The following is a 23430-nucleotide window of genomic DNA, read 5'->3' as shown; positions in this document are numbered from 1 at the left end:
GGGTACGGGGTTGACGACCGGGGCGTGGGGGGCGCCCGGGTCCGCCGGGGCGGGGGAGTCCACGGCGGGGTCCGGTGTGAAGGTGACGGGCGTGAAGGCGATTTCCGGCTGAGGATGAAAGCGCTTCCGCCGAACGGCAGCGGCCGGGCGGATCGCATGCCACGCTTATAGCTGAGGCATATGACCTGAGGGCGCCGGCCGGGGGCTCGGCCCCACGGTAGGGGAGGGGAGCAGGGTTATGCGCCTGTACGGGTGTGGGCACTGTGCGTCGCGCCTGCGGTACGGCCTGTATTCCCTGTACGGAGAAGGCTCCGGCACCTCGCGGCACCGGAGCCTGTCCTCCCCTGCGCTGACCCGGAGCCCCGAGCTCCCAGGGTCAGTCCCCTCGGGCCGTCATCCCCGATCGGCCCGCCTCCCGGAGAAGATCTCCCCTCGGCGGCGTCCGGCAATCCTTGAGCGGGGTCACTCGAACGAGCGGTGTTGCGAGTGGGAACCAGGTTTTCGAATAGGAGTTCGATAGTCTGGCGTGGCTGGCCGTACCGAGTCGGGCCGCGGCCGGAATCCGACTCGACGACTCTGGACCGATCTCAGGACCGACCGACCACTCAGGACCGACCACTCAGGATCGAAGGGGGTGCCGGAACGCATGGTGCAGCGCATCGACGTGACCGGAGCGGACGGCGTACGTCTCGCTGCCTGGGAGGAGTTTGCCGACCCGCCCGCGCAGGGCGGCGAGCCGGAGCGGGCCTCAGGTGTCTTACTGCTCCATGGACTCATGGGCCAGGCCTCGCACTGGGCCTCCACGGCGCGCTGGCTGGCCGAGCGGCACCGGGCGGTCGCGCTCGACCAGCGAGGTCATGGCCGGAGCGACAAACCGGCGGAGGGTCCGTTCACGCGCGAGGCGTACGTCGCCGACGCGGAGGCCGCGATCGAGCAGCTCGGGCTGGCGCCCGTGACGCTCATCGGCCACTCGATGGGCGCCCTCACCGCGTGGCAGCTGGCCGCCAAGCGCCCCGATCTGGTCCGGGCCCTGATCATCTGCGACATGCGCGCCTCGGCGCTGGGCGCGGCGTCCCAGCGGGAATGGGAGGACTGGTTCCGCGCCTGGCCGGTCCCGTTCGCGACGCTCGCCGACGTACGGAAGTGGTTCGCCGAGGACGACCCCTGGGTGGAGCGCCCCACGCCGGCGCGCGGTGAGTTCTTCGCCGAGATCATGGTGGAGCGAGCCGACGGCTGGCGCCCGGTCTTCTCGCGCCGCCAGATGCTGATGTCCCGGAAGGCCTGGTTCTACAACGCGCACTGGGAGGAACTGGCCCAGGTCCAGTGCCCCACCCTGGTGGTCCGCGGCCTCGACGGGAATCTGGGCCGCGCGGAGGCCCAGGAAATGGTCCGCGTGCTCCCCCGCGGCCAGTACGCGGACGTGACGGACGCCGGCCACCTGGTCCACTACGACCAGCCGGAGGCCTGGAGAGCGGTGATCGAGCCTTTCCTGGACGGTGTGCTGACGCCTTGAGCGACGGGCGGGGCGGACGTGCGGGGCGCCGGCCCGCTTCCCCTCCCCGCCCACCCCGTCACCCCTTGCTGACCGCCGTCAGGATCTCCGGGAGCCGCGCCGCCGTCCGGGGGGCCGCCAGGCGCAGACCGCCCGCGGTGACCAGCGCGCCGTACACCGTGCCGACAGGCAGCAGGAGCCAGGTCCAGTCGTCCGCATCCGAGACATGGAGCCAGATCGTCAGCGCGATCACCGGCGCGCACAGCAGGGCCGCGCCGAGCATGCCGCCGAAGATGGAGAGCCAGGCCAGACCCGCCTGCCCCGGTGCCACGTTCTTGTAGGTGCTGTCCTGCGGGATCGAGTACGGGAAGCGGGCCGAGGACACCGCGCCCGTCGCCAGCATCGCGCCGAGCAGCGCGAAGGACAGGCCGAGCGCTTCCGGCAGGGCCCGCCAGTCGCCCAGCAGGCCCGCCGTGGCCGCCGTGACCAGCGCCGAGTACGGCAGGGTGATCACCAGCAGCGCCAGGGCCCGCGCCCGCAGTTCGAGGTAGGCGTCCCGCGTCGAGGAGATCGTCAGGGCCACCATCCAGAAGGCGGAGGTGTCCTGGCCGAACTGGTTGTACATCTGGACGCCGAGCATGCCGGCCGCGAAGCACGCGAAGTAGATCGTGCCGGTGCCCTGAAGCGCGTTGAACAGCGGCACGATCAGACCGATGGCCAGCGAGGTCACCCACGCCGCCTTCGTCTTCGGGTCGCGCCACACGTACCGCAGACTGCGCAGCACCACCGGGCCCGTTCGCCCCTCCGCCCGCAGCCGTCCCGGCAGCAGCCGGGCCAGCGCCGGTCCCAGCCCTCGCCCCGACTCCTTGCGGGACGGCTCGGCCGCAGCGAGCGTCGAGCCGTCCGGGGCCGTCATCAGCTTCACCATCGACCGCTGCCACACGTACATCACCGCCACCAGCGCGACGCCGGACAGCAGCAGTTGCAGCACGGCCCGGCCGTACGCGCCCTCGCTCGCCGAGTCCACCGCGCCGATCGCCGACGCCGGCGGCAGCCACCGTACGAACCGGGCCACCGGGGCGAGCGCCGCGAGCCCGCCCGCGTCGCTGAGCCGCTGCGCGCCGAAGTTCACGACCTGGATGCCCACCGCGATCAGCAGACCGCTCAGGACCGCCAGATCGCGGCCCTTGCGCGAGGTCAGCAGCCGGATGTTGGCCGTCGCGACCGCCCGCGCCAGCGCCACGCACAGCAGCAGGACCAGCGGTACGGCGACGACCGAGACGAGCGCGGCCACCGCGCTGTGCGCCGTCGCCACCGCCGAGCCGACCACCAGACAGAGCGTGAACAGCGGCCCGATGCCCACCAGCGACGCCGCGAGCAGCGCCGCGGTCAGCGGGCGCGGCCGCAGCGGCAGCATCACCAGCCGGGTCGGGTCCAGCGTCTCGTCGCCGCTGGAGAAGAACAGCGGCATCACGGCCCAGCCCAGGGCGAGCACGGCGGTCAGCATCACGACGACCGTGCCCGCGTGATCGTTTCCGCGCAGCACGATCAGCCCGAGGAGCTGCGCCGCCGCGACGAGCAGGGTCACGACGACGGACATGATGTACGCGGCCCGCCGGCCCGACGACTGCCGCAGCCCGTTGCGCAGCAGGGACAGCTTCAGCCGTACGAAGACGGGCGCCAGCGTGGCCGTGCCGGCCGGGGCGCCCGCCGTGGCGCGCGCGGTGGTCCCCGCCTCGGTGCCGGTGGCGGTGGTCGCCGCCGTACCGCTCATCGGGCGCCGCCCAGCCAGTCCAGGGTTTCGCCGGTGTCGCGCCCCTGCGCGCCCACCAGTTCCAGGAAGGCGTTCTGCAGGGATGCCGCCTCGCCCCGTACCTCCGCGAGCGTGCCCTGCGCGCGGATACGGCCGCCCACCATCACCGCGACCCAGTCGCACAGCGACTCGACCAGCTCCATCACATGGCTGGAGAAGACCACGGTCGCGCCGGAGCCGGTGTAGCGCTCGAGGACCCCGCGGATCGTCTGCGCGGACACCGGGTCGACCCCTTCGAACGGCTCGTCCAGGAAGAGCACTTCGGGGTTGTGGAGGAGGGCGGCGGCGAGGCCGATCTTCTTCCGCATCCCGGTCGAGTAGTCGACGACGAGCTTGTGCTGCGCGCCCGCCAGGTCCAGTACGTCGAGGAGCTGGGTGGCCCGCTTGTCGACCTCGGCGCCCGGCAGCCCCCGCAACCGGCCCGTGTAGCCGAGGAGTTCACGGCCGGAGAGCCGCTCGAAGAGCCGCAGACCCTCCGGCAGGACGCCGATCCGCGCCTTGACCTCGACGGGGTCGCGCCATACGTCCTGTCCGGCGACCCACACCCGTCCCTGGTCGGGCCGGAGCAGGCCGGTCACCATCGACAGGGTCGTGGTCTTGCCCGCGCCGTTCGGCCCGACCAGGCCGATGAACTGGCCCGCGGGCAGTTCGAGATCGATGCCCGCGACGGCGATCTGCTCGCCGAAGCGCTTCCACAGCCCCTCGACGCGTACGGCGGGCGGCGCCGCGCCGCCCGCCTCGGCCGGCGCCGCGCCGCCCGCCTCGGCCGGCGCCGCACTCCGCGCCCCGGCCGGCGCCGGTGCTCGGTCCGGCGCTCCGTCCGGCGCCCGGTCCGGTGTCTGTTCCCGTGCCTGGTCCGGCATGGCGACTGCCTTTCGGTGTCCGTATCTACAGGGACACCTTATGTACGCCGTGCCCGTTTGGCGGCGGCGTCCCGGCCGCAGGCGTATGCCAGCTGGCAGATCAGCTCGGCCGCGTCCGGCAGCCAGCGGTTCGCGGGCGTGGGCCGGCAGGCCCACTGCACCGCGCCGCTGCCGCCGACCCGGGTCGGCGGGGCCGCCACGTACTGCCCTTCACCCCGCGCGACCAGATCGATTGTCGCCGGCGCCCAGCCGAGCTTCCGCACGAGTCCGTCCACCTTGAGCGCACCGCCGGGCAGCACGAAGAACAGCATCCGCCGGTCCGGGGTGCAGGTCACCGGGCCGAGCATCACGGCCATCCGCTCCATCCGGGCCAGCGCCAGGAAGCCGGCCGACTCCGGTACGTCGAGCGCGTCGAAGGTGCGTCCCGTCGGCAGCAGGATCGACGCCTTGGGCTGCATCGTCCACAGCCTGCGCGCCACGACGGCGCTGCCCGTCGCCTGGGTCGCCCAGTCCGGCCTGGTCGCGTGCGCCCCCGGGGAGGCGCAGTCGAACCGGCCGCACGAGCACTCCTCCCCGCCCTCCACCGGCTCCAGCCAGGCGCCGGGGAACACGTCCCAGTGCCGCTCTTCCGCGTACCGCACCGCGCTGTCGAGCAGCAGGGTGCCCCGCTGCTTGGGGATGTGTCCGGTGTCCGTCACTCCGATGGTCTCTTCCACGAACAACACAACTCCCGCCACCACCACGGGTTACGGGCGGCGCCGTGCCCCGCCGCGCCACAGTGATCCCGCATGCGGGGCGCACGGATGCATGGGCGGGGGCGCGCACGACGCGGTGGCGCGGTATCCGGGTAGCGACCCCCGGGGGTCCGACAACATGTGGGAAGTACGGCGCGGAAACTGGCCGTATTTCACCGATGTTTCGGAAAAATCCTCGAATAGTTCCGTTATCGCCGAACGTGCGCATTCTCTGCATATCAGCCGGGCAGTTATCACTGAGTTGATCACTGCGGCACCAGGGGGTATCCATTGGCAGCCAGGCCTCTCGTCGCGCGCCAGCCGAACGAAAGACTTCAGACGCTCATCCAGGAAGCCGGGTGTTCCAATGCCGGGCTCGCCCGGCGGGTCAACATGGTCGGGGCGGAACGCGGGCTCGATCTGCGCTACGACAAGACATCGGTGGCGCGCTGGCTGCGCGGACAGCAGCCACGCGGCCGCGCTCCGGGCATCATCGCCGAGGCGCTGGGCCGGAAACTGGGCCGTACGGTCACGATCGACGAGATCGGAATGGCCAACGGAAAGAATCTGGCCTCGGGCGTCGGCCTCCAGTTCGCGCCGACCGTCCTCGGCGCGATCGAGCAGGTCTGCGAGCTGTGGCGCAGCGATGTGGGCCGCCGTGACTTCCTGTCAGGTTCCTCGGTCGCGTCCTCCGCGCTCGTGGAGCCCAGCAGGGACTGGCTGATCACGGCCACCGACTCGACCGTCGCGCGCAACACCGGCGCGCGGGTGGGGGATGCGGACGTCGAGGCGGTGCGGGCCATGACCCGCGCGCTGATCGAACTGGACCACCGCTTCGGCAGCGGTCATGTCCGGCCGGTCGTCGTCCACTACCTGAACAGCGTGGTGTCCGGCCTGCTGTCGGGGGCGTACCGGGAAGCGGTCGGCCGCCGGCTCTTCGCCGCCGTGTCCCGGCTGACCGAGCTGGCCGGCTATATGGCGGTCGACACCGGCCAGCCCGGTCTGGCCCAGCGCTACTACATCCAGGCGCTGCGGCTCGCGCAGGCGTCGGGGGACCGTGGCTACGGCGGGTATGTGCTGGCCGCGTCCATGAGCCATCTCGCCGCGCAGCTCGGAAACCCGCGCGAGATCGCCCAGTTGGCGCGGGCGGCGCAGGAAGGCGCGCGCGGGCAGGTGACCCCGCGCGCGGAGGCGATGTTCTACGCGGCCGAGGCCCGTGGCCATGCGCTGATGGGCGACACCCGCACCTGCGAGGCGGTGGCGGGCAAGGCGGTCACCAGTCTGGAGCGCGCGGACGACGCGTCGGGCGACGACCCGGACTGGATCGGGCATTTCGACCGCGCCTATCTCGCCGACGAGCTGGCGCACTGCTACCGGGACCTGGGGCAGCCGGAGGCGGCCGGCCGGCATGCCTCGGACGCGCTGGAGGGCCACCCCGAGACCCGGGCGCGGCGTCGGGCGATCGGCCTGGTCCTGCTGGCCACGGCCCAGGTCCAGCAGCGCGAGGTGGAGCAGGCGTGCCACACCGGCACCCGCGCGGTGGAGCTGCTCGGGACGCTGCGCTCCAGCCGGGGCGCGGAGTATCTCGACGATCTCCAGCAGCGGCTGGAGCCGTATGGGAACGAGCCCGCGGTGCGCGAGTTCGCCGCACGGCTGGAGCTTCAGGCGGCGTGACGGAGACATGACGGCGTGACGGAGACACGACGGATCGGGAGGGCGCGGGCGGGCGGCCGCGTACGGGGGCCCGTGAGGGCGGAGTGAGGAGGATGTGGGGGCGCCACGGGGGCATCGCGGTGACCGTGTGATCGTGATCAAGTACGGGTGGGGACGGGTGGATTCAGCTCCGATAACAGCGCCTTGAGGGGGCAGGCTGTTACTGGATCGAGGCGCGTGGCAGAGGTCTCGATTCACCCGGTAGCGTGAGCCGACGGTTCCGTAGGTCCACACGTTCCACACGTAGGAGTCCCGGTGACGCACAGCGGACAAGGGGATGAGCGGCACGACCACGCCGCTCGGCCCGCGCACGAAGGCGTCGTGCTGCCCGGCGACGGCAGTGAGCCCTGGATCCCCGGCACGCCCGCGGAGCAGCCCGCTCCGGCGGGCGGGCAGCCGTGGGGACAGCCCTGGGGCCCGCAGGACGGCCGCCAGGAGCAGCCCGGGTACGGCCAGGCGCCGGACGCCGCGCCGCAGCCGTACGGCTCCCAGGAGGGCGCTCAGTCGTACGGACCGCCGGAGGGTGCCCAGTCGTACGGACCGCCGGAGGGCGCCTCGTACGGCGCTCCGCTGCCGCCGGTCCAGGGATACGAGCCGCCGCAGGGCCGGCCGTACCAGCCGGGGCACCAGCTGCCGCAGGGCCAGCCGTACCACGAGCTGCCGCAGGGCCGGCCGTACCAGCAGGATCCGCAGCAGTACGCGCAGGGACAGCCGCTGCCGCTGCCCGCGCAGCCGCCGCTGCCGGGGAGCGCGGACGCCACGCAGTATCTGCCGCCCGTGCCCGCCATGGGCGACGCGGACGCCACGCAGTTCATCGCTCCGGTCCCGCAGGGCCCCGGTCCCGGTCCCGGTCCCGGCATGCTGCCGCCCGAGAGCGCGGCCGAGGCCACCCAGTTCCTGCCGCCGACACCGCCGGCCCCGCAGGGCGGGGACGCGGACGCCACGCAGTACATCGCGCCCGTACCCGCGCACGACATCCCGGCGGCGCCCCCGGGCGCTCCGTACGGCATCCGGCCCGGCGCCCCCGGCGACCGGCAGCCGCCCCCGGAGTTCGACAACCTCTTCCGTACGGACGGACCCGGCGGCGGGCAGGGCGCGGACTCGACGCAGCAGCTGCCCCAGTTCGACGCGGGCCGCCGCCCCCAGCCGCACGGCCGGCCGCAGGCCGCCCCGTACGGTCAGCAGCCGGCGGCTCCGTACGGCCAGCAGCAGCGCGGCTCGTACGACCCCCCGGGACGGGCGGCGCAGGAGCCCCAGGGCCGCGGCGCGGGCCGCCGCAAGTCGTCGCGCACCCCGCTGATCGCGGGCGTCGTCGTCGGCTGCGCCGTCCTCGGCCTGGGCGCGGGCGCGCTGATGAGCGGCGGGGACGACAGCAAGCAGGGCGACAGCAAGCAGCCCGTCGCGTCGGCGAGTTCACCCGCCACAGAACCCGCCACGCAGACCGCCCCCGACCCGGCGAAGCCGCAGGCCGAATCGCTCGACAAGCTGCTCGCGGACAGCAACGACAGCCGCGCCTCCGTGATCAGCGCGGTCAACAGCATCAAGTCCTGCGAGAACCTCGACCAGGCGGCAACCGATCTGCACGCCGCCGCCGAGCAGCGCCGCGGCCTGGTGACGCGGCTGAAGGACCTGTCGATCGACAAGCTGCCGAACAACGGCGAGCTGGCGTCCTCCCTCACCGAGGCCTGGCAGGCATCCGCCACGGCGGACGACCGCTACGCCCAGTGGGCCAATCAGGTCAAGGGCAAGAAGGGCTGCAAGGACGGCCAGGCACGCAGGACCCAGCAGTCCGCCCAGGGCGACCGGGCAAGCGGCGAGGCCACAGCGGCGAAGAACAAGGCCTCGGGACTCTGGAACGGCATCGCGACGGAGTACGGCCTCACAAAGCGGGCACCGACACAGCTTTAGGCCCTGTCCGGCGTCCCCTCCCGGGGGACGCCGGGGGCGGTGCGGTTGGCTATGGCGTGTGTGTCGTGTCGCCCAGGGTTTCGCCCACGTCGACGAATCCCTTCTTGTCTGCCACGAGTCGTCCCGCGCGCACCACTTGGAAGGTCACGTCCGCGTTGACGATGCGCGGGAAGCCCGGTGCTCCCAGCATGTCTTCGTAGCGCCAGCGCAGTGGTGGTGTGAGGCCGCCGGTGTCCACCCGTACACCGCGGTCGAGCGCGTCCATGATCTTCCCCGGCGTGATCACGCTGTCGTTGATCGACTCCACGACCTTCTTGAGGGCGGTGTACGCGATCCAGGTGGTCTGCACCCCGGGGTTGGCCGGGTCGATGTCGTCATCCCCGAAGGCGTGCTTCTCGATCACGTTCCGCATCGGCTTCCAGGCCGGATCGCTCGCCACCGGATACCAGCCGGTGAGGTACGCGCCCTCGAAGGGACCGCTCTTGCCGCCCGTACGGTCGACGAGCGACTGGCCGACGCTGCCGAGTACCGAGGAGACCCTGATCTCCCGGCCGTCGTCCGGAACCCGGCGGAAGGAGTCGAAGAAGGTCTCCGTGCGGTCGCCGAGCACCGCGGTGACGCAGCCACCGTCCTGCGCGCGCTCGCGCGCCTGCTCGGCCGCACCGGTGTAGTCGGTCGCGTCCTCCGCCGCGCGGAGGTCGGCGGCGGGACCGCGACGGCCTTGCTTCAGGCCGGAGTTGAGCAGCCCGGGAAGGTCGTCGCCGGTGATCGTGTCGGGCCGTACCAGCGCGGTCCGCTCGCAGCCGCGCGCCAGCTGCCGGCCGTTGCCCGCCAGCAGCGTCGCCTGGCCGCCGTTGACGGGGTAGGAGAGGAAGCTGGAGAACTCCTCCTCGGTGATCCCGTACCCGCCCAGATAGGGGATGGACGTGGCCTCCAGCGGCGCCATGAACTCCCGGCTGTGCTGGCTGTACGAGCCGACGACCGCGACGGCCTTCTCCTTGACCGCCCGGCGTGCGCAGGTGGCGGCGCCCGCGGTGTCGTTGTGCTCGTTGCAGGTGAGGACGCGCAGCTCGTGGCCGTCGATACCGCCGGACGCGTTGACCCAGCGGGCGTACGCCTTGGCCATGGCCGGCATACCCGGCAGATTCGTGGCATTGGTGCCGGACGGCGCCCAGGTCATGACCGTGACCGGTTCCCGGGAACCCCCCGTGGTGCCGGGGAGGACACCGCAGCCGGTGAGGAGCGAGGCTCCGGCCACCGCCGTACACAGGGCGCGTATCGCACCGGCCGGGAAAGGACGTGGGCACGAGGAGCGTCGCCGAACGGTCATAGTCCTGAAGACTTCCGGCTCCCGAGTAACGCGGGAGTGAGCATGGTTCAACGGCGGGTGACGCGGAGGTGAATTACGGGGGCCCGGACCGTCGCCTCCGCGGGGACCGTAAAGTCGAGGACTGTGCAGCAAGGTTCCGAGAACTCTTCCCGTCGCGCCCGTCGCTCCCCCACCATGGGCGGCATGCCGCTCAATGACATGCCGTGGTGGCGCTGGCGCAGCAATGTGCGCTCGGCGCTGCACATGCTTTCCGATCCCGTCTTCCACCAGGAGTACTGGCTGGCCGGCCGCGAGGGGTACGGCGACGTCACCGACGCCGTGTACCGGCTGGTCGAGGACACCTGGCTGGACAACTGGTCCGCCGAGAAATACGTCGGCACGATCTTCCGTGACTCCGGGGAGGCCGCCCTCGTCGACCTCGCCGTGCTCCGGGTGCTGCGCATCATGCACCAGGTCGGGGCGGACGCCCCCGTCTCGGCCTATCTGGAGCATCATGGCTGGCCGGAGGCGGTACGTGCGGCTCGCGAGGCGCACGTACGGCTGGCGGCGAGCGACGGGGACGACCCGGACGTGGTGCCGACGTCGCTGGATACGCTGCGGATCATGACGCGGTCGGCGTGAGCTCATGACGCGGGCGGCGTGAGCCCGGCGGATTCCGGGCCGCGCGTGGCAGGTGTGGGATCCTCTGGGGTCATGAGCACCGCTCCGCAGCCGACCTCACGGCGGCCCGCCGCCGCCCCGTCCGACCAGTACGTCCTGACGCTGTCCTGCCCGGACAAACAGGGCATCGTGCACGCCGTGTCGAGCTATCTCTTCATGACCGGCTGCAATATCGAGGACAGCCAGCAGTTCGGGGACCACGACACGGGTCTCTTCTTCATGCGGGTGCACTTCTCGGCGGACGCTCCGGTGACCGTGGAGAAGCTGCGGGCGAGCTTCGCCGCCATCGGTGACTCCTTCCGGATGGACTGGGAGATCCACCGCGCGGAGGAGCGCATGCGGATCGTCCTGCTGGTCAGCAAGTTCGGCCACTGCCTGAACGATCTGCTCTTCCGGGCCGGCACCGGCGCGCTGCCGGTGGAGATCGTGGCGGTCGTCTCGAACCACACGGACTTCGCCGAGCTGGCCGCCTCGTACGGCATCCCCTTCCATCACATCCCGGTGACCAGGGACACCAAGGCGGCCGCGGAGGCGGAGCTGCTGGAGCTGGTCCGCGCGGAGCGGGTCGAGCTGGTGGTGCTGGCCCGCTACATGCAGGTCATCTCGGACGATCTGTGCAAGCAGCTGAACGGCCGGATCATCAATATCCACCACTCCTTCCTGCCGAGCTTCAAGGGCGCGAAGCCTTACCACCAGGCGCATGCGCGCGGGGTGAAGCTGATCGGCGCGACGGCGCACTATGTGACGGCAGACCTCGACGAGGGGCCGATCATCGAGCAGGAGGTCGAGCGCGTCGGCCACCAGGTCACGCCGGAGCAGCTGGTGGCGATCGGCCGCGATGTGGAGTGCCAGGCGCTGGCGCGTGCGGTGAAGTGGCACGCGGAGCACCGGATCCTGCTCAACGGGCACCGCACGGTGGTCTTCGGCTGACCCTCCCCGGATCGGATCGGATCGGATCGGAGCGGGTACGGCTCAGGCTCAGAGGCGGCTCATCGCGGCCGCCGCGAACAGGACGTCCCTGATCGCCTCGCGGTCGCCCTCCTGGCCCGCCGCCGCTTCTTCCGGGGATACATGGCCGGCCACCAGCTGGCAGAACTCGACGCCGTCCAGGGCGACCTGGGCCACGGAACGCTCGGGGGAGCCGACCGCCGCGGGTGAGTCCAGCGCGATGTACCAGTCGCCGCCGCCCGCGCCCTCGACCTCCAGATGCAGGGATCTGCCGGGGGAGCCCGCCGCCACCAGGTCCTGCGGCGGGGAGGCCAGACCGCCCTGCCGGCGGGCGGCGAGGACGGCCGGGAGCAGCCGGGCCGCCAGGTCGATCATCCGGTGCAGATGGGCGCCGCTGGGCGGGTCGTAGGGATAGGCCACCGCCTCCGCGATGTCCGCGCCGTGCACCCAGCACTCGAAGGCGCGGTCGAGCAGCGCGTCGCGCAGGGGCAGCGCGAAGTCCCCGTACGAGACGGAGAGTCCGGCGGTGTTCCGGCCGGCGTAGGACACCGTACGGATGAGGGTGTGGCTCTGCTCGCGCCACGGCTCGTGGACGGCCCGGGTGGGCGGGGACGCCGCCGCACCCCAGAGGCTCTCGGTACGGTCGGTGAGCGAGAGGGGCGCGGCAGTGGCGGCGGAGCCGAGCGGGTCGTCGAGACCGAGGGCGGTGGCGACCAGGCCGTCGACGCTCATCAGATGCCCGATGACCCCGGCGACCGTCGTCTTGCGGGAGGCGGTCCGCTCGTCCTCGAACCACTTGAGCCGTACCGGCGCGTGCCACTCCGCGTCGTCTATGTCGCGCAGCAGCGCGTCGAGGCGCGCGGCCTCGGCGTCGTACGGAGCGGCCCAGCCGGGCACGGGGATCCGGGCGGGCCGGCGGGCGAGACAGTTCTCCAGCACGCGCGAGCGCAGCTTCGGATCGAGATCCAGGCTCCGGTCGGCGTGCAGCAGCCCGACGGCGTCGCGCAGCCGCAGGGCTTCCCCGGCGCAGGGAGCGCACTCGGTGAGGTGCTCCTCGACGAGCGCGGTCTCCTCGGCCGAACACGCGGCGAGCGCCCAGGCGCCCAGCAGGGACTTGAGAACGGTGTGTGTCAGCGCCCCCGCCGCGCGGGCCGCGCGGTGCCCGGCCGTGGCGTCGGGCCCGGCGGCTGCCGCCACCTCCATCGCCTGCGCCGGGATCCCGGGCGCGCGGCGCGGGCGCGTGGTCATGTCGTCCGGAGCGGACCTCGGGCCCGGTATGCGGTGGAATGACCCGGAATCGCCCGGTCCGGAGCCGTCGTGAGGACCGCTGTGAGGACCGTCGTGAGGACCGTTTCGAGGACGGTCGCCAGAGCCGTCGCCCGAACTGTTGCCGGAGCCGTCGCCGGAGCTGTCGTCAGGGCCGTCGTCAGGGCCGTCGTGGGGATCGTTGTCCACGGGGCCGGTCACCGGGAGCGTCCGTTCTCCGGCGGCGACGAGCCGTCCAGCGCCCGGGAGTTGGCCGTGGCGAGGAGTTGCAGACCCAGCCGGAGCCGGCGTCGCGCCTCGTCCTCCGTGACGCCGAGGTCGGCCGCCGTCTGGCGGTAGTCCCTGCGCTGGAAGTACGCCAGCTCCAGCGCGTCCCACAGGGGCGTCGGCATCGATCTCACGATGTAGTCCGCGCGAGCCGCCGCCGAGGCCTGACCGATCTTCTGCTCCAGCTCCTCCGCCGTGCCCTCCCCGCTCGCTTCGTACGCCTCCGCCTCCGTCTGCCGGAGCCGCTCCACCGCCAGCAGGCGTGTGAGCTTCGCCACCCAGGATCTCATCGAGCCCTGTTTGGGGTCATATGTCCCCGGGTTCTCCCAGACCTGGCCGAAGACATCGCGGGTGACGCGATCCGCGGCCGCGTCGTCGTCGAGCACGCGGTGGGCCAGGCTGCGCACCAGTGGCGCGAACCGGTCGTACAGCTCTCCGAGCGCGGCCGCCTCGCCCCGCGTGAGCCGCTGCTGCATGGTGCGGTCCCAGCGGGGCGGTGTGTCCTTCACCATGCGACCCCCAACCCTGTCCTTCTGTCTGCCTGTCCGCTCCTCGCCACCATCATCTCTGAGCCCGCCGTTCCCTCGAATGTAGTGGGCCGCGCCGACAACGCACGCCCCTTTGCGTCAAATGCGCCCCCCACACCCGCCGGGCACGGTAAGGAATCTGCCAGCCTGCTCACATTGTGTTTCACGGGTGAGCGCTGGGGCAGAGGCGGCGATAAGGAAGGACAACTTCCGGATCCGTGAGGGCACCCGGATCCACGAGGCCACGAGGAAAGGTCCAGGCGCGTGACGCTCACAGTGGACGAGTCCGAGCAGGGCCCGTGGACCGTGCTGCACATCACCGGTGAGCTGGACCTGGTGACCTCACCCGAGGTCCGGCAGCGGGTCCACGACGCTGTCGCCGCCGGCCGTCACGAACTGGTGCTCGACCTCTCCCGGGTGTTCTTCTGCGACTCCAGCGGGGTCGGCGTGCTGATCGCGTCCCGCCGGCTGCTTCATTCCTGCCGGGGCAGACTCCATCTCATCCTGCCCGCCCGCGGCTCGCAGGACGGCTCGCACGTCAACCGGGTCCTCGGTGCTCTCGGCGTGCGCCGGCTCTTCGAGGTCTACCCGGATGTGCCCACGGCCGTCGACGAAGAGGCGCAGCCGCTCTCCGCGTAATCGAACTCCCGGCAACGGAGCACACGGCGGCCTCCTGTCGTCGTACGCTCCGGGCATGGACAGCGCAGAGTACGAGGGCAAGATCGCCTCCCGGTTCGCAGCCTTCGACCAGGACGGCAGCGGCTATATCGACCGTGAGGACTTCAGCGGAGCCGCGGCGGCACTTCTCGCCGAGTTCGGTACGACCGCCCGTTCCGACAAGGGCCAGGCGCTCTACAGCGGGGCCGAGGCATTCTGGCAGGGCATGGCCGGGATCGCGGATGTGGACGGCGACCAGCGGGTCAGCAGGCAGGAATTCGTCACGGGCGCGGTGAAGCGGCTGCGTGACAACCCCCAGCGGTTCGCGGAGATCGCCCGTCCGTTCCTGCACGCCGCGATTGCCGTCGCCGATGGGGACGGTGGCGGTGTGACGCCCGCGGCGGCCGAACGCGCGCTGCGCGTGCTGGGTGTCGGTCCGGAGGCGGCGGCCCGGGCGGCCGCGGCGCTGGACGCGGACGGCGACGGCAGGATCCACGAGGAAGAGATCCTGACCAACTTCGCTGCGTACTACGTCACGCCGGAGCCGTAGGCCCTGTCCGGCGGAGCTTCGCGCGCCCGGGGCCGGTGAGGCGACCCGGCCCCGCTCGCGAAGCTCTGGCCTCAGCGCTCTGCTGCGTCACCGTGCGTGGTGAAGGAGCGGTATCGAGGCCGATACCGGGTTGTGTCCTTACGGCGGGCCGTCACAGGGCGGAGTCGTGAGTGAGCTCCGGTACGCTCCGTCGGGTGCGAGAGGTTCTGGGGCGCGAGGGTCGCGGTGTTGCCGGTACGGCGGCGCCGGGGCCCCGAATGTGCGCCGCTCGCGCGGTACAGAGGCGCTCAAAGCGCCCATGTTCGACTCCCCGCGACGTGCGTCGCACAGTATGCACCACGCGTACTCCTTCGCGCTGGAATATGCCCGAAGCGCTTGTTGCGGTGACTGTACGTCAACCATGCTGTCTCGCAAGGAAGTCACGTTCCGTGACCCTGTTGAGGACCTTGTCGAGGCGCGAGGCGATGTGTCCGCCGGTTCGGATGGTGTGAGCGGTGCAGGTGCTTCAGGTTCAGTTGGAGGTCGGGCCCGATCCCGCGGAGGTGGGACGTGCCCGTCGATGGGCCCGTTCCCGGCTTGCGGGTTCGGGTATAGAAGATGACGAGCCGGTGGCGGAGACGCTGATCCTGCTCATCTCCGAGCTGGTGACCAATGCCGTGGTGCACACGGGGTGTCCGGCCGTGCTGCGGATGCTCTTCGGCTCGGGGGCGGCCGAGGCCGGCACCGTACGGGTCGAGGTCGCCGACACGAGCGCCGCTCCACCGCGGCCGCGCCATGCGGACGGCGAGGACACCAACGGCCGCGGCCTGGAACTGGTCGACGGACTCGCCGACCGATGGGGGTGGCAACCGGAGGGCGCGGGCAAACGCATCTGGTGCGAGGTCGACAGACGTGCGCCGGGGGTCGCAGCGGGCGCGTACGAACCGGCCACCTATGAGCCGTCGTGCGTCGTCCCGCGTCCGGCGTGATGCCGCGCGTCCCGCATCGCTGTTGACGGGGCACCCCGGCCTGATCACCCTGGGATGAGCGATTCGTAGCGAGGGGACGCCAGGGGTTCCGTGGGTCGGACCGTGGCGCATGCGGGTCGTGGCTCGGCGTCAGCTCCTCCGGGGCAGTGGGGAGCAGGGCCTGTGCGCCGTGGTCAGCCGGGTGGTGGACGTCGTGCCGTGCTCGGGGGCGCGCGCGGCTTCGCCGCCACCCGGCTTTCGGCCCGCCGGGCTCGCTGGCCCGCTAGCTCCGTGACTCGACCCCGACCTCGGATACGGCCCCGCCCCCGGCACGGAACGTACGCCGGTAGACCGTCGGCGGGACGCCCAGCGCCGACTGGAGACGCTGGCGCATCGACTGCGCCGTACCGAACCCGGCGTCCCGCGCCACCTGGTCGACCGATAGATCCGTCGACTCCAGCAGCTGCCTGGCCCGTTCGATCCGCTGCTGCGTCAGCCACTGCCCGGGGCTGATCCCGGCCTCCTCGCGGAAGCGGCGCGTGAACGTCCGTACGGACATGGACTCACGCTCCGCCAGGTCGCGCAGCTGGATCGGCTCGTGGAGCCGCGCGAGCGCCCAGCTCCTGGCGGCGGCGGTGGTCGCGAGCTGCGGTTCGGGGAACGGGCGCTGGATGTACTGCGCCTGGCCGCCGTCCCGGTGCGGCGGGACGACCGTACGCCGCGCGACATCGTTGGCGACCGCCGTGCCGTGGTCGCGCCGCACGATGTGCAGACACAGATCGATCCCGGCGGCCACCCCGGCCGAGGTCAGCACGTCCCCGTCGTCGATGAACAGCACGTCGGCGTCGACCTTGACGCGCGGGAACAGCCGCTGGAAGTGGGCGGCGGAGGCCCAGTGGGTGGTGGCGGCGCGGCCGTCCAGGAAACCGGCGGCGGCGACGACGAAGCTGCCGGTGCAGATCGAGACGATACGGGTGCCGGGACGCAGGTGGGCGAAGGCGGCGGCGAGTTCCTCGGTGAGCACGCCCTCGTCGTAGACCGGCCCGAGTTCGTACGAGGCGGGCACGACCAGGGTGTCGGCGGTGGCGAGCGCCTCGGGGCCGTTCTCGACGAGGATCGAGAAGTCCGCGTCGGTACGCACCGGTCCCGGCGGCCGCACCGAGCAGGTCACGATCTCGTACAGCGGTCGGCCCGCGGCGCCCCGGGCGAGACCGAAGATCCGCTGCGGGATGCCCAGTTCGAAGGGGAGCAGCCCTTCGAGGGCGAGTACGACGACGCGGTGCGGACGGCGGTCCGGCATGGTGTGCTCCCCTGTCCCGAGGTCCGTTCTCCGGACGTGTCCCGAGGTCCGTTGTCCGTTCTCCGGACGCCCCCTGGTGGTCCAGACCACCACTTGATATCTGTCGCCTCTGTGACACACAAGCGCGTGGCGGCTCAGGCCATTCCCGGACCGACTTCCCGCCCTCCGTCCGGCGCGGCGGGCCCGACCCTCTGGAACCGTAACTTCCGGCTCTTCTTCCTCGCCCGTACGGTCGCGCGCTTCGGCGACGGCATGGTGCCGGTCGCGCTCGCCGCGGGGCTGCTGGACGCCGGGTACGGCGCCTCGTCCGTCAGCTTCGCGCTCGGCGCGTGGATGGTGTGCTTCGCCGGGTTCGTGATCGTCGGGGGCGTACTGGCCGACCGCTTCACCCCGCGCCGGATGATGGTCCTGGCGGACGGCGTGCGGCTGGTCGGCACCGCCGTGCTGGCCGCCGCCTTCGCCACCGGACCACCTGCGCTGTGGCTGGTGTACGCGCTCAGCGCGCTCAGCGGTCTGGGCGCGGCGATCTTCCAGCCGGGGGTGGCCAGCATGCTGCCGCTGATGGCGCCCGATGTGCAGCGGGGCAACGCGGTGCTGCGGGTCGCCGAGTCGCTGACGGCGATGGCGGGGCCTGCCGTCGCGGGCGTGCTCGCCGGATTCGGCGGTCCCGGCCTGATCTTCGGGGTCAACGCGGCGACCTTCGCGGTCAGCGGGCTCTGTCTCTTCCTGATCCGGATGTCCTCCGTCGCCCCGGTGACCGGGGAGTCGATGCTCCACGAACTGATCGGCGGCTGGCGGGAGTTCCGGGCGCGGCCCTGGCTGTGGGGGGTCATCGCGGTCTGGTCGGTGTACGGCATCACGGTGCTCGGCCCGATCACGCCGCTGGAGGCGGTCGTCGTCACCGAGCGGCACAGCTCGGCGATGTTCGGGCTGATGATGACCGTCAATGGCGCGGGCAACGCGGTGGGCGGGCTGCTGGCGATGCGGCTGCGGCCCGGCAGACCGCTCTTCGCGGGGACGTTCGCGCTGTTCGGGGTGATAGCGAACGTGCTGGTACTGGCGTACGACGTACCCGTGCCGCTGCTGGCCGCGGGCTTCTTCACCGGGGGTGTGTCGCTGGCGTTCTGGCTGGTCATGTGGTCGACGACGGTCCAGACGCAGATCCCGAACGAGGCACTCAACCGGCTGCACGCGTACGACGTGGCGGGGTCGCTGATCATGCTCGCGGTGGGCCGGGCGCTGGCGGGTCCTGTCGCGGAGGCGGTGGGGCTGCGGGAGGTGCTCGTCGCGGGGGCGGTGATCAATGTGGCGGTGTGCGGGGTGCTGTTCGCCGTGCCGGCGATACGGGGGCTGAAGCGCGTGCGGTGACGTGGCGCGACCCCGGGGGCATGGCCCGATCGTAGCGAACGCTGTCCCTCGGGCCACTCGTAAGGACCGCTCCGCCCGTCGATGCTGTCTGACGTGACACAGACAACGGAACTTCCCGCGGACGGCACTCCGGCTCCCGGGCCGGCTTCTGCTCCCGGCCGCCGGCGGCGTATCCACCGGGCGTGGTACGTCGCCGTCGTCACCTTCGTGACGATCATCGGCGCGGCGGCCTTCGCCTCGCTCCCCGGTCTGCTGATCGAGCCGCTGCACGAGGAGTTCGACTGGTCACGCGGCACGATCGGCTTCGCGGTCTCGGTCAATCTCGCGCTGTACGGGCTGACCGCGCCGTTCGCCGCGGCGCTGATGGACCGCTTCGGCATCCGCCGGGTCGTCGCCGTCGCGCTCACCGTCATCGCGGCCGGGTCCGTGCTGACGATAACGATGACCGAGCCCTGGCAGATGGTGCTGTACTGGGGCGTTCTGGTCGGACTCGGCAGCGGTTCGATGGCGCTGGCCTTCGCCGCGACGGTGACCAACCGCTGGTTCGTGGCCCGGCGCGGTCTGGTCACCGGCATTCTCACCGCGGCGGGCGCCTCCGGTCAGCTGGTGTTCCTGCCCCTGCTGTCCTGGCTGGTGGAGAACCACGGCTGGCGCCCGGCCGCCATCACGGTCTCGCTGTCCGCGCTCGCGGTGGTCCCGTTCGTCTGGCTGCTGCTGCGGGACCACCCGGCGGACGTGGGCCTGCCGGCGTACGGCTCCGACGAGTTCCTGCCGAAGCCCGCGCCGGTGACCGGGGCGGCGCGGCGCGCGGTCTCGGTGCTCGTGTCGGCGGCCCGTACCGGCCCCTTCTGGCTGCTGGCCGGCACGTTCGCGATCTGTGGCGCCTCGACGAACGGCCTGGTCAAGACCCACTTCGTACCGGCCGCGCATGACAACGGCATGCCGATCACGGCGGCCGCGTCACTGCTCGCGGTGATCGGTGTCTTCGACGTGGTCGGCACGATCGCCTCCGGCTGGTTCACCGACCGCTTCGAGGCGCGACGCCTGCTGGCGGTCTACTACGCGCTGCGCGGCGTCTCGTTGCTCTTCCTGCCGATGCTGCTGGCGCCGTCCGTGCACCCGCCGATGCTCTTCTTCATCATCTTCTACGGCCTGGACTGGGTCGCCACGGTCCCGCCGACGATCGCCCTGTGCCGCGAGCACTACGGCGAGGACAGTGCGATCGTCTTCGGCTGGGTCCTCGCCTCCCACCAGGTCGGCGCGGCAGTTGTCGCCTTCGCGGGCGGCCTGGCGCGGGACGTCTTCGGCTCGTACGACGTGGTCTGGTACGCCTCCGGCGCACTCTGCGCGGCGGCGGCGCTGATGGCTCTGGTGATCAGGCGCAGGCCGACGCCGAAGCCGGCGCCGGCGACAGCCGCCTGAAGACCGCGCCGCCCGCCGGACACGACCTAGCGACAGGGCCTAGCGGGCCAGTGCCTTCGCGATCCGGCGGGCATCGATCGCCATTTCGCGGAACATGCCGCTGATCGGGTTGGTGAAGCCCGTGAAGTACAGGCCGGGCGCCTCTTTCGGGGAGCGGCGGCCGTGGGCCAGCGGGCGGCCACGGTCGTCCAGTACGCCGAGGTCGCCCACCAGGCCCTCCAGGGCCCGGTGGTAGCCGGTCGCCGCGATGACCACGTCGGGGGCGATCCGCGAGCCGTCCGCCAGGACGACCTTGTCCTCCTCGAAGGACTCGACCGCCGCCACCGGCTCGATCAGGCCCTTGCGCACCGCCTTGGTCAGGCCCACGTCCTGCACCGGGATCGCGCCCTCGCGCACCCGGGTGTAAAGGCCCGTGTCCGGGCGCGGCAGGCCCTTGGCCGACAGGTCGGGCATGGAGATCCGGCACAGCAGGGCGGCCGCCCGGTCCACGAGCCGGGTCGGCAGCCTGCGGACCAGGATGGCGGTCGACTGCGCGGGCCAGCCCGCCGTGGAGCGCCGCACGATGTGGGGGACGGTCCGGACGGCGAGGCGTACCCGCGCGGCGCCGCCCTCGACGAGATCGACGGCGATCTCCGCGCCCGTGTTGCCCACCCCGACGACCAGCACGTCCTTGCCGGCGTACGGCTGGGCGTTGCGGTACTCGCCCGCGTGCAGCAGTTCGCCGCCGTACGACTCCCGGCCGGGCCAGGACGGCACGCGCGGCGTGTGGTTGTAGCCGGTGGCTACCACGACCGCGCGCCCGGTCAGCTCCCGGCCGCCCGTCGCGCGCAGCAGCCAGCCGGCGCCGTCGGGGGAGCGCTCGACCCCGGTGACCTCCACGCCGGTCACGATCTCCAGCTCATGGTGGTCCGCGTACGTCTCCAGATAGCGGACCACATGGTCACGGGCCACCCAGCGCCCGAAGGACCGCGGAATCGTGAGACCGGGCAGGGCGGACTTGCGACGGGTGGTGTGGAGGCGCAGCCGGTCGTAGTGGCGGCGCCAGGAGGCCCCGACCGCGTCGGACTTCTCCAGCACGACGGCCCGTACGCCCTGCTCGCGCAGTGCGGCGGCGACGGCGAGCCCACCTGGGCCACCGCCGATGACGTACACGGGGCGCTCGTGGGTGAGGTCGAAGTTGTCGGGCATGAAAGCTGAGCGTAGTCGGCTCATGCTTGGTTGGGTCTCGGGCGAGCCCGGAATCGGTTGCGAATCGATCACAGGTGGGGCCGGCCGGTCGGCCCCCGGCGGATTCAGGGCCAGAGCAACTCCCTTGCCCAGGAATCCCCTTCGCGCCGATAGCGCAGCCGGCCGTGGCGCCTGCGCGCGTCGCCCTGGAAGAACTCCACCTCGTCCGGTACGAGAACGTACGCCGTCCACGACTCCGCCTCGGCGTCGGGCTCGCGCTGCGCCCGCTCCCACGCGGCCTGGCTCGCCCGGGCCAACTCGGCTTCCGAGCCCAGTACTTCGCTCTGCCGGCCGACCAGCGCGGAGGCCAGCGCACCGGTCGAGCGGACATGCAGATCCGCGCTGCTCTCCGCCGCGCCCGCGGTCAGGACCCGGCCCCGGAGCCGGACCGCACGGCCCTGCGCCGCCCAGTAGAAGCCGAGCGCGGCCTCGGGGCGGGCGGCGAGCTGCCGGCCCTTGCGGCTGGTCGCGTGCGAGGCGAAGTGCCAGCCGCGGCTGTCCGCGTCGTGCAGGATCAGGATGCGTACGTCGGGCCGGCCCCGCTCGTCGGCGGTCGCGAGCGTCATCGTGTGCGGCTCGGGCTGCCCGGCCGCCACGGCCTCGGTGAACCACCGGTGGAACAGCGGGAGCGGATCGTCGGGCGCCGCCGCCGGATCGAAGGCGGGCAGTTCGGCGTCCCAGACGCGCTGGGCGTGCAGGAGCGTACGGAAGGCGTCCTGCCGGCTCTCCTGCTGGTCGTCGTTCATGCCGTCATTCAACCCCGTTCGTAGCACTACACTCGGAGTGGTTTCGAGAGGGAAGGTGCGAAGGCTCCATGCGACAGAACCTGGCCCGGCGTGCGGCGCTCGTGGACGCGGCCATCGAGGTGCTCGCCCGTGAGGGTGCCCGGGGTCTGACCTTCCGGGCCGTGGACGCCGAGGCGCGGGTGCCCAACGGCACCGCGTCCAACTACTTCGCCAACCGCGACGATCTGCTCACCCAGGCGGGTGGCCGGATCTATGAGCGCATGCGTCCCGACGACGCGACGCTGGCGGCCATGGCGGCAGGACCGGCCACGCGTGAGCGGGTCCTGGTGATGGTCCGTGAGGTGGTGGAGCGCGTCTCCGCGTTCCGTACGGGCTATCTCGCCCTGCTCGAACTGCGGCTGGAGGCCACCCGCCGTCCGGCCCTGCGCGCGGTGCTCACCGAGCGCGTCCGCGACGATGTCGAGGCCAATGTCCGCAACCATCTCGACGCCGGTCTGCCCGGCGATGCCGATGCGGTCAAGATGATCTATCTGGCGGCCAACTGGCTGGTGGTGGAGCAGCTGACGCTGCCGGGTGTCTTTCCGGCCGAGGAGGCCGGTGCGCTGATCGGTGCGCTGGTGGAGCGGCTGCTGCCGTCCTCGTGAGACGGGAGCGCCGACAGGGATCAACGGGGTGATCCGCCGCCGGCGTGACAGGACGGGGGAGCGGGGCACGCCCGTATCGTGCCCGCCGGCCGGTGCGCCGGCTCGCTTCGCGCGGCTACTTCGTGGGCTTCTTGCCGGTGATGCCGAGATGGACCAACAGGGCCAGATTCGGCTTCAGTTCGGCCTGCTTCACGCCCCAGCTCTGGAAGTTCTTCTGGTGCGAGGCCACCGAGGCGAGCATCACGACCAGCGAGCCCGCCAGGGCCGCCGGGCTGACGTCCTTGTCGACCTTGCCCCTGGACTGGAGCTCCTTCACCGACTCCGTGAGGGAGTTGGTGACGGAGTTGAGGATCTTCATGCGGATCTTGTTGAACCGCTTGTCACCCTCCGCCGCGCCCAGGTCGACCACGCGGAGGATCGCGTCGTGCTTGCGCCAGAAGTCGAGGAATCCCTCGACCAGTTCTTCCGACGTCTGCCAGCCGGCCTTGCCGACCCAGGAGCGGCCGGAGACCAGTCCGGTCAACCCGGAGCCCTCCTTGGCCATTTCCTCGGCGATTTCGAGGACAGCGCCCTCGACGTCCGGGAAGTATTGGTAGAAAGTCGCGGGTGAAGTGCCTGCCTTCCGGGCCACGTCGATGACCTTGACGTCCCGGTACGGCGAGGAGCTGAGCATCTCGCTGAGGCAGTCGAGCAGCTTCTGCCGCGTCGCCTGCCCGCGCCGACCAGCCACGCGGCCGTCGACGGTGCGCACTTGTCCTGTCATGTCGTCAGCTTACCGAGGGGTGATCGGAGCGCGATTTGGCCGAGTGCAAATGGGGAACCGGCCCGCGCGCACCGGGGTCGGGCGAGGGCGCCGGCGGCTGAGCGGCACTCGTTCGGGTGTGAATAGTGTTATCAACAGCCTGTGGACAACTTCGGTGGATAACTCGGGGTGGCGAGGGGTTCACGCTGCGATAATTGAGCAATTGTTCTATTTCTTCCCCTGCGCCCGGGGTCATGGCCCCTTAGCTTGGCTGTGACGGGCACCACACACGGAAGGGATCCGGGC

Annotated in this window: 20 protein-coding genes and 1 pseudogene; 11 read left to right on the top strand and 10 right to left on the bottom strand. The window is 71.7% G+C overall.

Translation table 11 applies throughout. From position 1 onward, the window contains the following. The first annotated feature begins 646 nt into the window (after positions 1 to 646). Positions 647 to 1513: an alpha/beta fold hydrolase gene (locus ACFVWW_RS17660; protein WP_384179075.1), complete on the top strand. Its 867-nt coding sequence runs from the start codon at positions 647 to 649 to the stop codon at positions 1511 to 1513. A 58-nt stretch (positions 1514 to 1571) separates the two neighbouring features. Here ACFVWW_RS17660 and ACFVWW_RS17655 read toward each other — a convergent pair whose 3' ends face one another. The 3 genes and pseudogenes from ACFVWW_RS17655 to ACFVWW_RS17645 form a co-directional block, all read right to left on the bottom strand. Then, on the bottom strand, positions 1572 to 3266 hold the full coding sequence (locus ACFVWW_RS17655; protein WP_386878650.1) for a transporter: 1695 nt from the start codon (positions 3264 to 3266) through the stop codon (positions 1572 to 1574). Beyond that, positions 3266 to 4168: pseudogene (locus ACFVWW_RS17650) on the bottom strand (ABC transporter ATP-binding protein); the annotation flags it as partial. The gene ACFVWW_RS17655 and the pseudogene ACFVWW_RS17650, both read right to left, overlap by 1 nt. A gap of 38 nt (positions 4169 to 4206) precedes the next feature. Further along, positions 4207 to 4893 carry a bifunctional DNA primase/polymerase gene (locus tag ACFVWW_RS17645; RefSeq protein ID WP_384179077.1) on the bottom strand — a complete coding sequence of 229 codons (687 nt, stop codon included), beginning with the start codon at positions 4891 to 4893 and terminating at the stop codon, positions 4207 to 4209. A gap of 300 nt (positions 4894 to 5193) precedes the next feature. On the opposite strand from ACFVWW_RS17645, the gene ACFVWW_RS17640 reads away from it, so the two are divergent. Further along, complete coding sequence (locus tag ACFVWW_RS17640; RefSeq protein WP_384178876.1) at positions 5194 to 6576, top strand: transcriptional regulator; 1383 nt, start codon at positions 5194 to 5196, stop codon at positions 6574 to 6576. 294 nt (positions 6577 to 6870) lie between these two features. Continuing rightward, positions 6871 to 8523 carry a hypothetical protein gene (locus ACFVWW_RS17635; RefSeq protein WP_386878652.1) on the top strand — a complete coding sequence of 551 codons (1653 nt, stop codon included), beginning with the start codon at positions 6871 to 6873 and terminating at the stop codon, positions 8521 to 8523. A gap of 49 nt (positions 8524 to 8572) precedes the next feature. On the opposite strand, the gene ACFVWW_RS17630 is transcribed toward ACFVWW_RS17635, so the two are convergent. Continuing rightward, positions 8573 to 9853, bottom strand: a complete 1281-nt coding sequence (locus ACFVWW_RS17630; protein ID WP_386878653.1) for an ABC transporter substrate-binding protein — start codon at positions 9851 to 9853, stop codon at positions 8573 to 8575. A 174-nt stretch (positions 9854 to 10027) separates the two neighbouring features. Here ACFVWW_RS17630 and ACFVWW_RS17625 point away from each other — a divergent pair, with 174 nt between their 5' ends. Then, on the top strand, positions 10028 to 10474 hold the full coding sequence (locus ACFVWW_RS17625) for a hypothetical protein (RefSeq protein WP_384179079.1): 447 nt from the start codon (positions 10028 to 10030) through the stop codon (positions 10472 to 10474). 72 nt (positions 10475 to 10546) lie between these two features. Beyond that, positions 10547 to 11443, top strand: a complete 897-nt coding sequence (gene purU / locus ACFVWW_RS17620) for a formyltetrahydrofolate deformylase (protein WP_384178882.1) — start codon at positions 10547 to 10549, stop codon at positions 11441 to 11443. Positions 11444 to 11491: 48 nt separating this feature from the next. Here purU and ACFVWW_RS17615 read toward each other — a convergent pair whose 3' ends face one another. After that, positions 11492 to 12709, bottom strand: a complete 1218-nt coding sequence (locus ACFVWW_RS17615) for a maleylpyruvate isomerase N-terminal domain-containing protein (RefSeq protein ID WP_384178884.1) — start codon at positions 12707 to 12709, stop codon at positions 11492 to 11494. A gap of 215 nt (positions 12710 to 12924) precedes the next feature. Then, the gene (locus ACFVWW_RS17610) at positions 12925 to 13506 is read right to left on the bottom strand and encodes a sigma-70 family RNA polymerase sigma factor (protein ID WP_384178886.1); all 582 of its coding nucleotides are present in this window, start codon (positions 13504 to 13506) and stop codon (positions 12925 to 12927) included. 279 nt (positions 13507 to 13785) lie between these two features. On the opposite strand from ACFVWW_RS17610, the gene ACFVWW_RS17605 reads away from it, so the two are divergent. The 3 genes from ACFVWW_RS17605 to ACFVWW_RS17595 all read left to right on the top strand — a co-directional run bounded on the left by ACFVWW_RS17605 (position 13786) and on the right by ACFVWW_RS17595 (position 15696). Then, a complete protein-coding gene (locus tag ACFVWW_RS17605; protein ID WP_384178888.1) occupies positions 13786 to 14160 on the top strand; it encodes an STAS domain-containing protein in 375 nt (124 codons plus the stop codon). Positions 14161 to 14215: 55 nt separating this feature from the next. Next, positions 14216 to 14728, top strand: a complete 513-nt coding sequence (locus tag ACFVWW_RS17600) for an EF-hand domain-containing protein (RefSeq protein ID WP_384178890.1) — start codon at positions 14216 to 14218, stop codon at positions 14726 to 14728. A 494-nt stretch (positions 14729 to 15222) separates the two neighbouring features. Continuing rightward, positions 15223 to 15696: an ATP-binding protein gene (locus ACFVWW_RS17595; protein WP_384178892.1), complete on the top strand. Its 474-nt coding sequence runs from the start codon at positions 15223 to 15225 to the stop codon at positions 15694 to 15696. 262 nt (positions 15697 to 15958) lie between these two features. Here the strand turns inward: ACFVWW_RS17595 and ACFVWW_RS17590 are convergent, their stop codons facing one another. Beyond that, positions 15959 to 16975 (bottom strand): GlxA family transcriptional regulator, encoded by a 1017-nt coding sequence (locus ACFVWW_RS17590; RefSeq protein ID WP_386878654.1) that lies wholly within the window; start codon positions 16973 to 16975, stop codon positions 15959 to 15961. 126 nt (positions 16976 to 17101) lie between these two features. Here ACFVWW_RS17590 and ACFVWW_RS17585 point away from each other — a divergent pair, with 126 nt between their 5' ends. Next, entirely contained in the window at positions 17102 to 18343 is a 1242-nt protein-coding gene (locus ACFVWW_RS17585) for an MFS transporter (protein WP_386878655.1), read from the top strand. Positions 18344 to 18424: 81 nt separating this feature from the next. Beyond that, positions 18425 to 19765 carry an MFS transporter gene (locus tag ACFVWW_RS17580; protein WP_386878656.1) on the top strand — a complete coding sequence of 447 codons (1341 nt, stop codon included), beginning with the start codon at positions 18425 to 18427 and terminating at the stop codon, positions 19763 to 19765. Positions 19766 to 19804: 39 nt separating this feature from the next. Here ACFVWW_RS17580 and ACFVWW_RS17575 read toward each other — a convergent pair whose 3' ends face one another. Beyond that, complete coding sequence (locus tag ACFVWW_RS17575) at positions 19805 to 21025, bottom strand: flavin-containing monooxygenase (protein ID WP_384178900.1); 1221 nt, start codon at positions 21023 to 21025, stop codon at positions 19805 to 19807. A gap of 32 nt (positions 21026 to 21057) precedes the next feature. Continuing rightward, complete coding sequence (locus ACFVWW_RS17570) at positions 21058 to 21738, bottom strand: pyridoxal 5'-phosphate synthase (protein WP_386878657.1); 681 nt, start codon at positions 21736 to 21738, stop codon at positions 21058 to 21060. Between the two features lie 68 nt (positions 21739 to 21806). On the opposite strand from ACFVWW_RS17570, the gene ACFVWW_RS17565 reads away from it, so the two are divergent. After that, positions 21807 to 22382 (top strand): TetR/AcrR family transcriptional regulator, encoded by a 576-nt coding sequence (locus ACFVWW_RS17565; protein ID WP_386878658.1) that lies wholly within the window; start codon positions 21807 to 21809, stop codon positions 22380 to 22382. A gap of 115 nt (positions 22383 to 22497) precedes the next feature. On the opposite strand, the gene ACFVWW_RS17560 is transcribed toward ACFVWW_RS17565, so the two are convergent. Continuing rightward, positions 22498 to 23145 carry a TetR family transcriptional regulator gene (locus tag ACFVWW_RS17560; protein ID WP_384178906.1) on the bottom strand — a complete coding sequence of 216 codons (648 nt, stop codon included), beginning with the start codon at positions 23143 to 23145 and terminating at the stop codon, positions 22498 to 22500. Positions 23146 to 23430: the final 285 nt, after the last annotated feature.

Origin of the sequence: Streptomyces sp. NPDC058198 (assembly GCF_042882605.1) — a bacterium.
Classification (GTDB): domain Bacteria; phylum Actinomycetota; class Actinomycetes; order Streptomycetales; family Streptomycetaceae; genus Streptomyces.
This window is presented reverse-complemented; position numbering and strand designations above follow the sequence as displayed.

What these genes read in the sequence shown, in the direction of transcription:
- ACFVWW_RS17660 (WP_384179075.1), top strand. Translation starts at nt 647, where the DNA reads ATGGTGCAGCGCATCGACGTGACCGGAGCGGACGGCGTACGTCTCGCT.
- ACFVWW_RS17655 (WP_386878650.1), bottom strand. Translation starts at nt 3,266, where the DNA reads ATGAGCGGTACGGCGGCGACCACCGCCACCGGCACCGAGGCGGGGACC.
- ACFVWW_RS17630 (WP_386878653.1), bottom strand. Translation starts at nt 9,853, where the DNA reads ATGACCGTTCGGCGACGCTCCTCGTGCCCACGTCCTTTCCCGGCCGGT.
- ACFVWW_RS17625 (WP_384179079.1), top strand. Translation starts at nt 10,028, where the DNA reads ATGGGCGGCATGCCGCTCAATGACATGCCGTGGTGGCGCTGGCGCAGC.
- purU (WP_384178882.1), top strand. Translation starts at nt 10,547, where the DNA reads ATGAGCACCGCTCCGCAGCCGACCTCACGGCGGCCCGCCGCCGCCCCG.
- ACFVWW_RS17615 (WP_384178884.1), bottom strand. Translation starts at nt 12,709, where the DNA reads ATGACCACGCGCCCGCGCCGCGCGCCCGGGATCCCGGCGCAGGCGATG.
- ACFVWW_RS17610 (WP_384178886.1), bottom strand. Translation starts at nt 13,506, where the DNA reads ATGGTGAAGGACACACCGCCCCGCTGGGACCGCACCATGCAGCAGCGG.
- ACFVWW_RS17600 (WP_384178890.1), top strand. Translation starts at nt 14,216, where the DNA reads ATGGACAGCGCAGAGTACGAGGGCAAGATCGCCTCCCGGTTCGCAGCC.
- ACFVWW_RS17590 (WP_386878654.1), bottom strand. Translation starts at nt 16,975, where the DNA reads ATGCCGGACCGCCGTCCGCACCGCGTCGTCGTACTCGCCCTCGAAGGG.
- ACFVWW_RS17580 (WP_386878656.1), top strand. Translation starts at nt 18,425, where the DNA reads ATGCTGTCTGACGTGACACAGACAACGGAACTTCCCGCGGACGGCACT.
- ACFVWW_RS17570 (WP_386878657.1), bottom strand. Translation starts at nt 21,738, where the DNA reads ATGAACGACGACCAGCAGGAGAGCCGGCAGGACGCCTTCCGTACGCTC.
- ACFVWW_RS17565 (WP_386878658.1), top strand. Translation starts at nt 21,807, where the DNA reads ATGCGACAGAACCTGGCCCGGCGTGCGGCGCTCGTGGACGCGGCCATC.
- ACFVWW_RS17560 (WP_384178906.1), bottom strand. Translation starts at nt 23,145, where the DNA reads ATGACAGGACAAGTGCGCACCGTCGACGGCCGCGTGGCTGGTCGGCGC.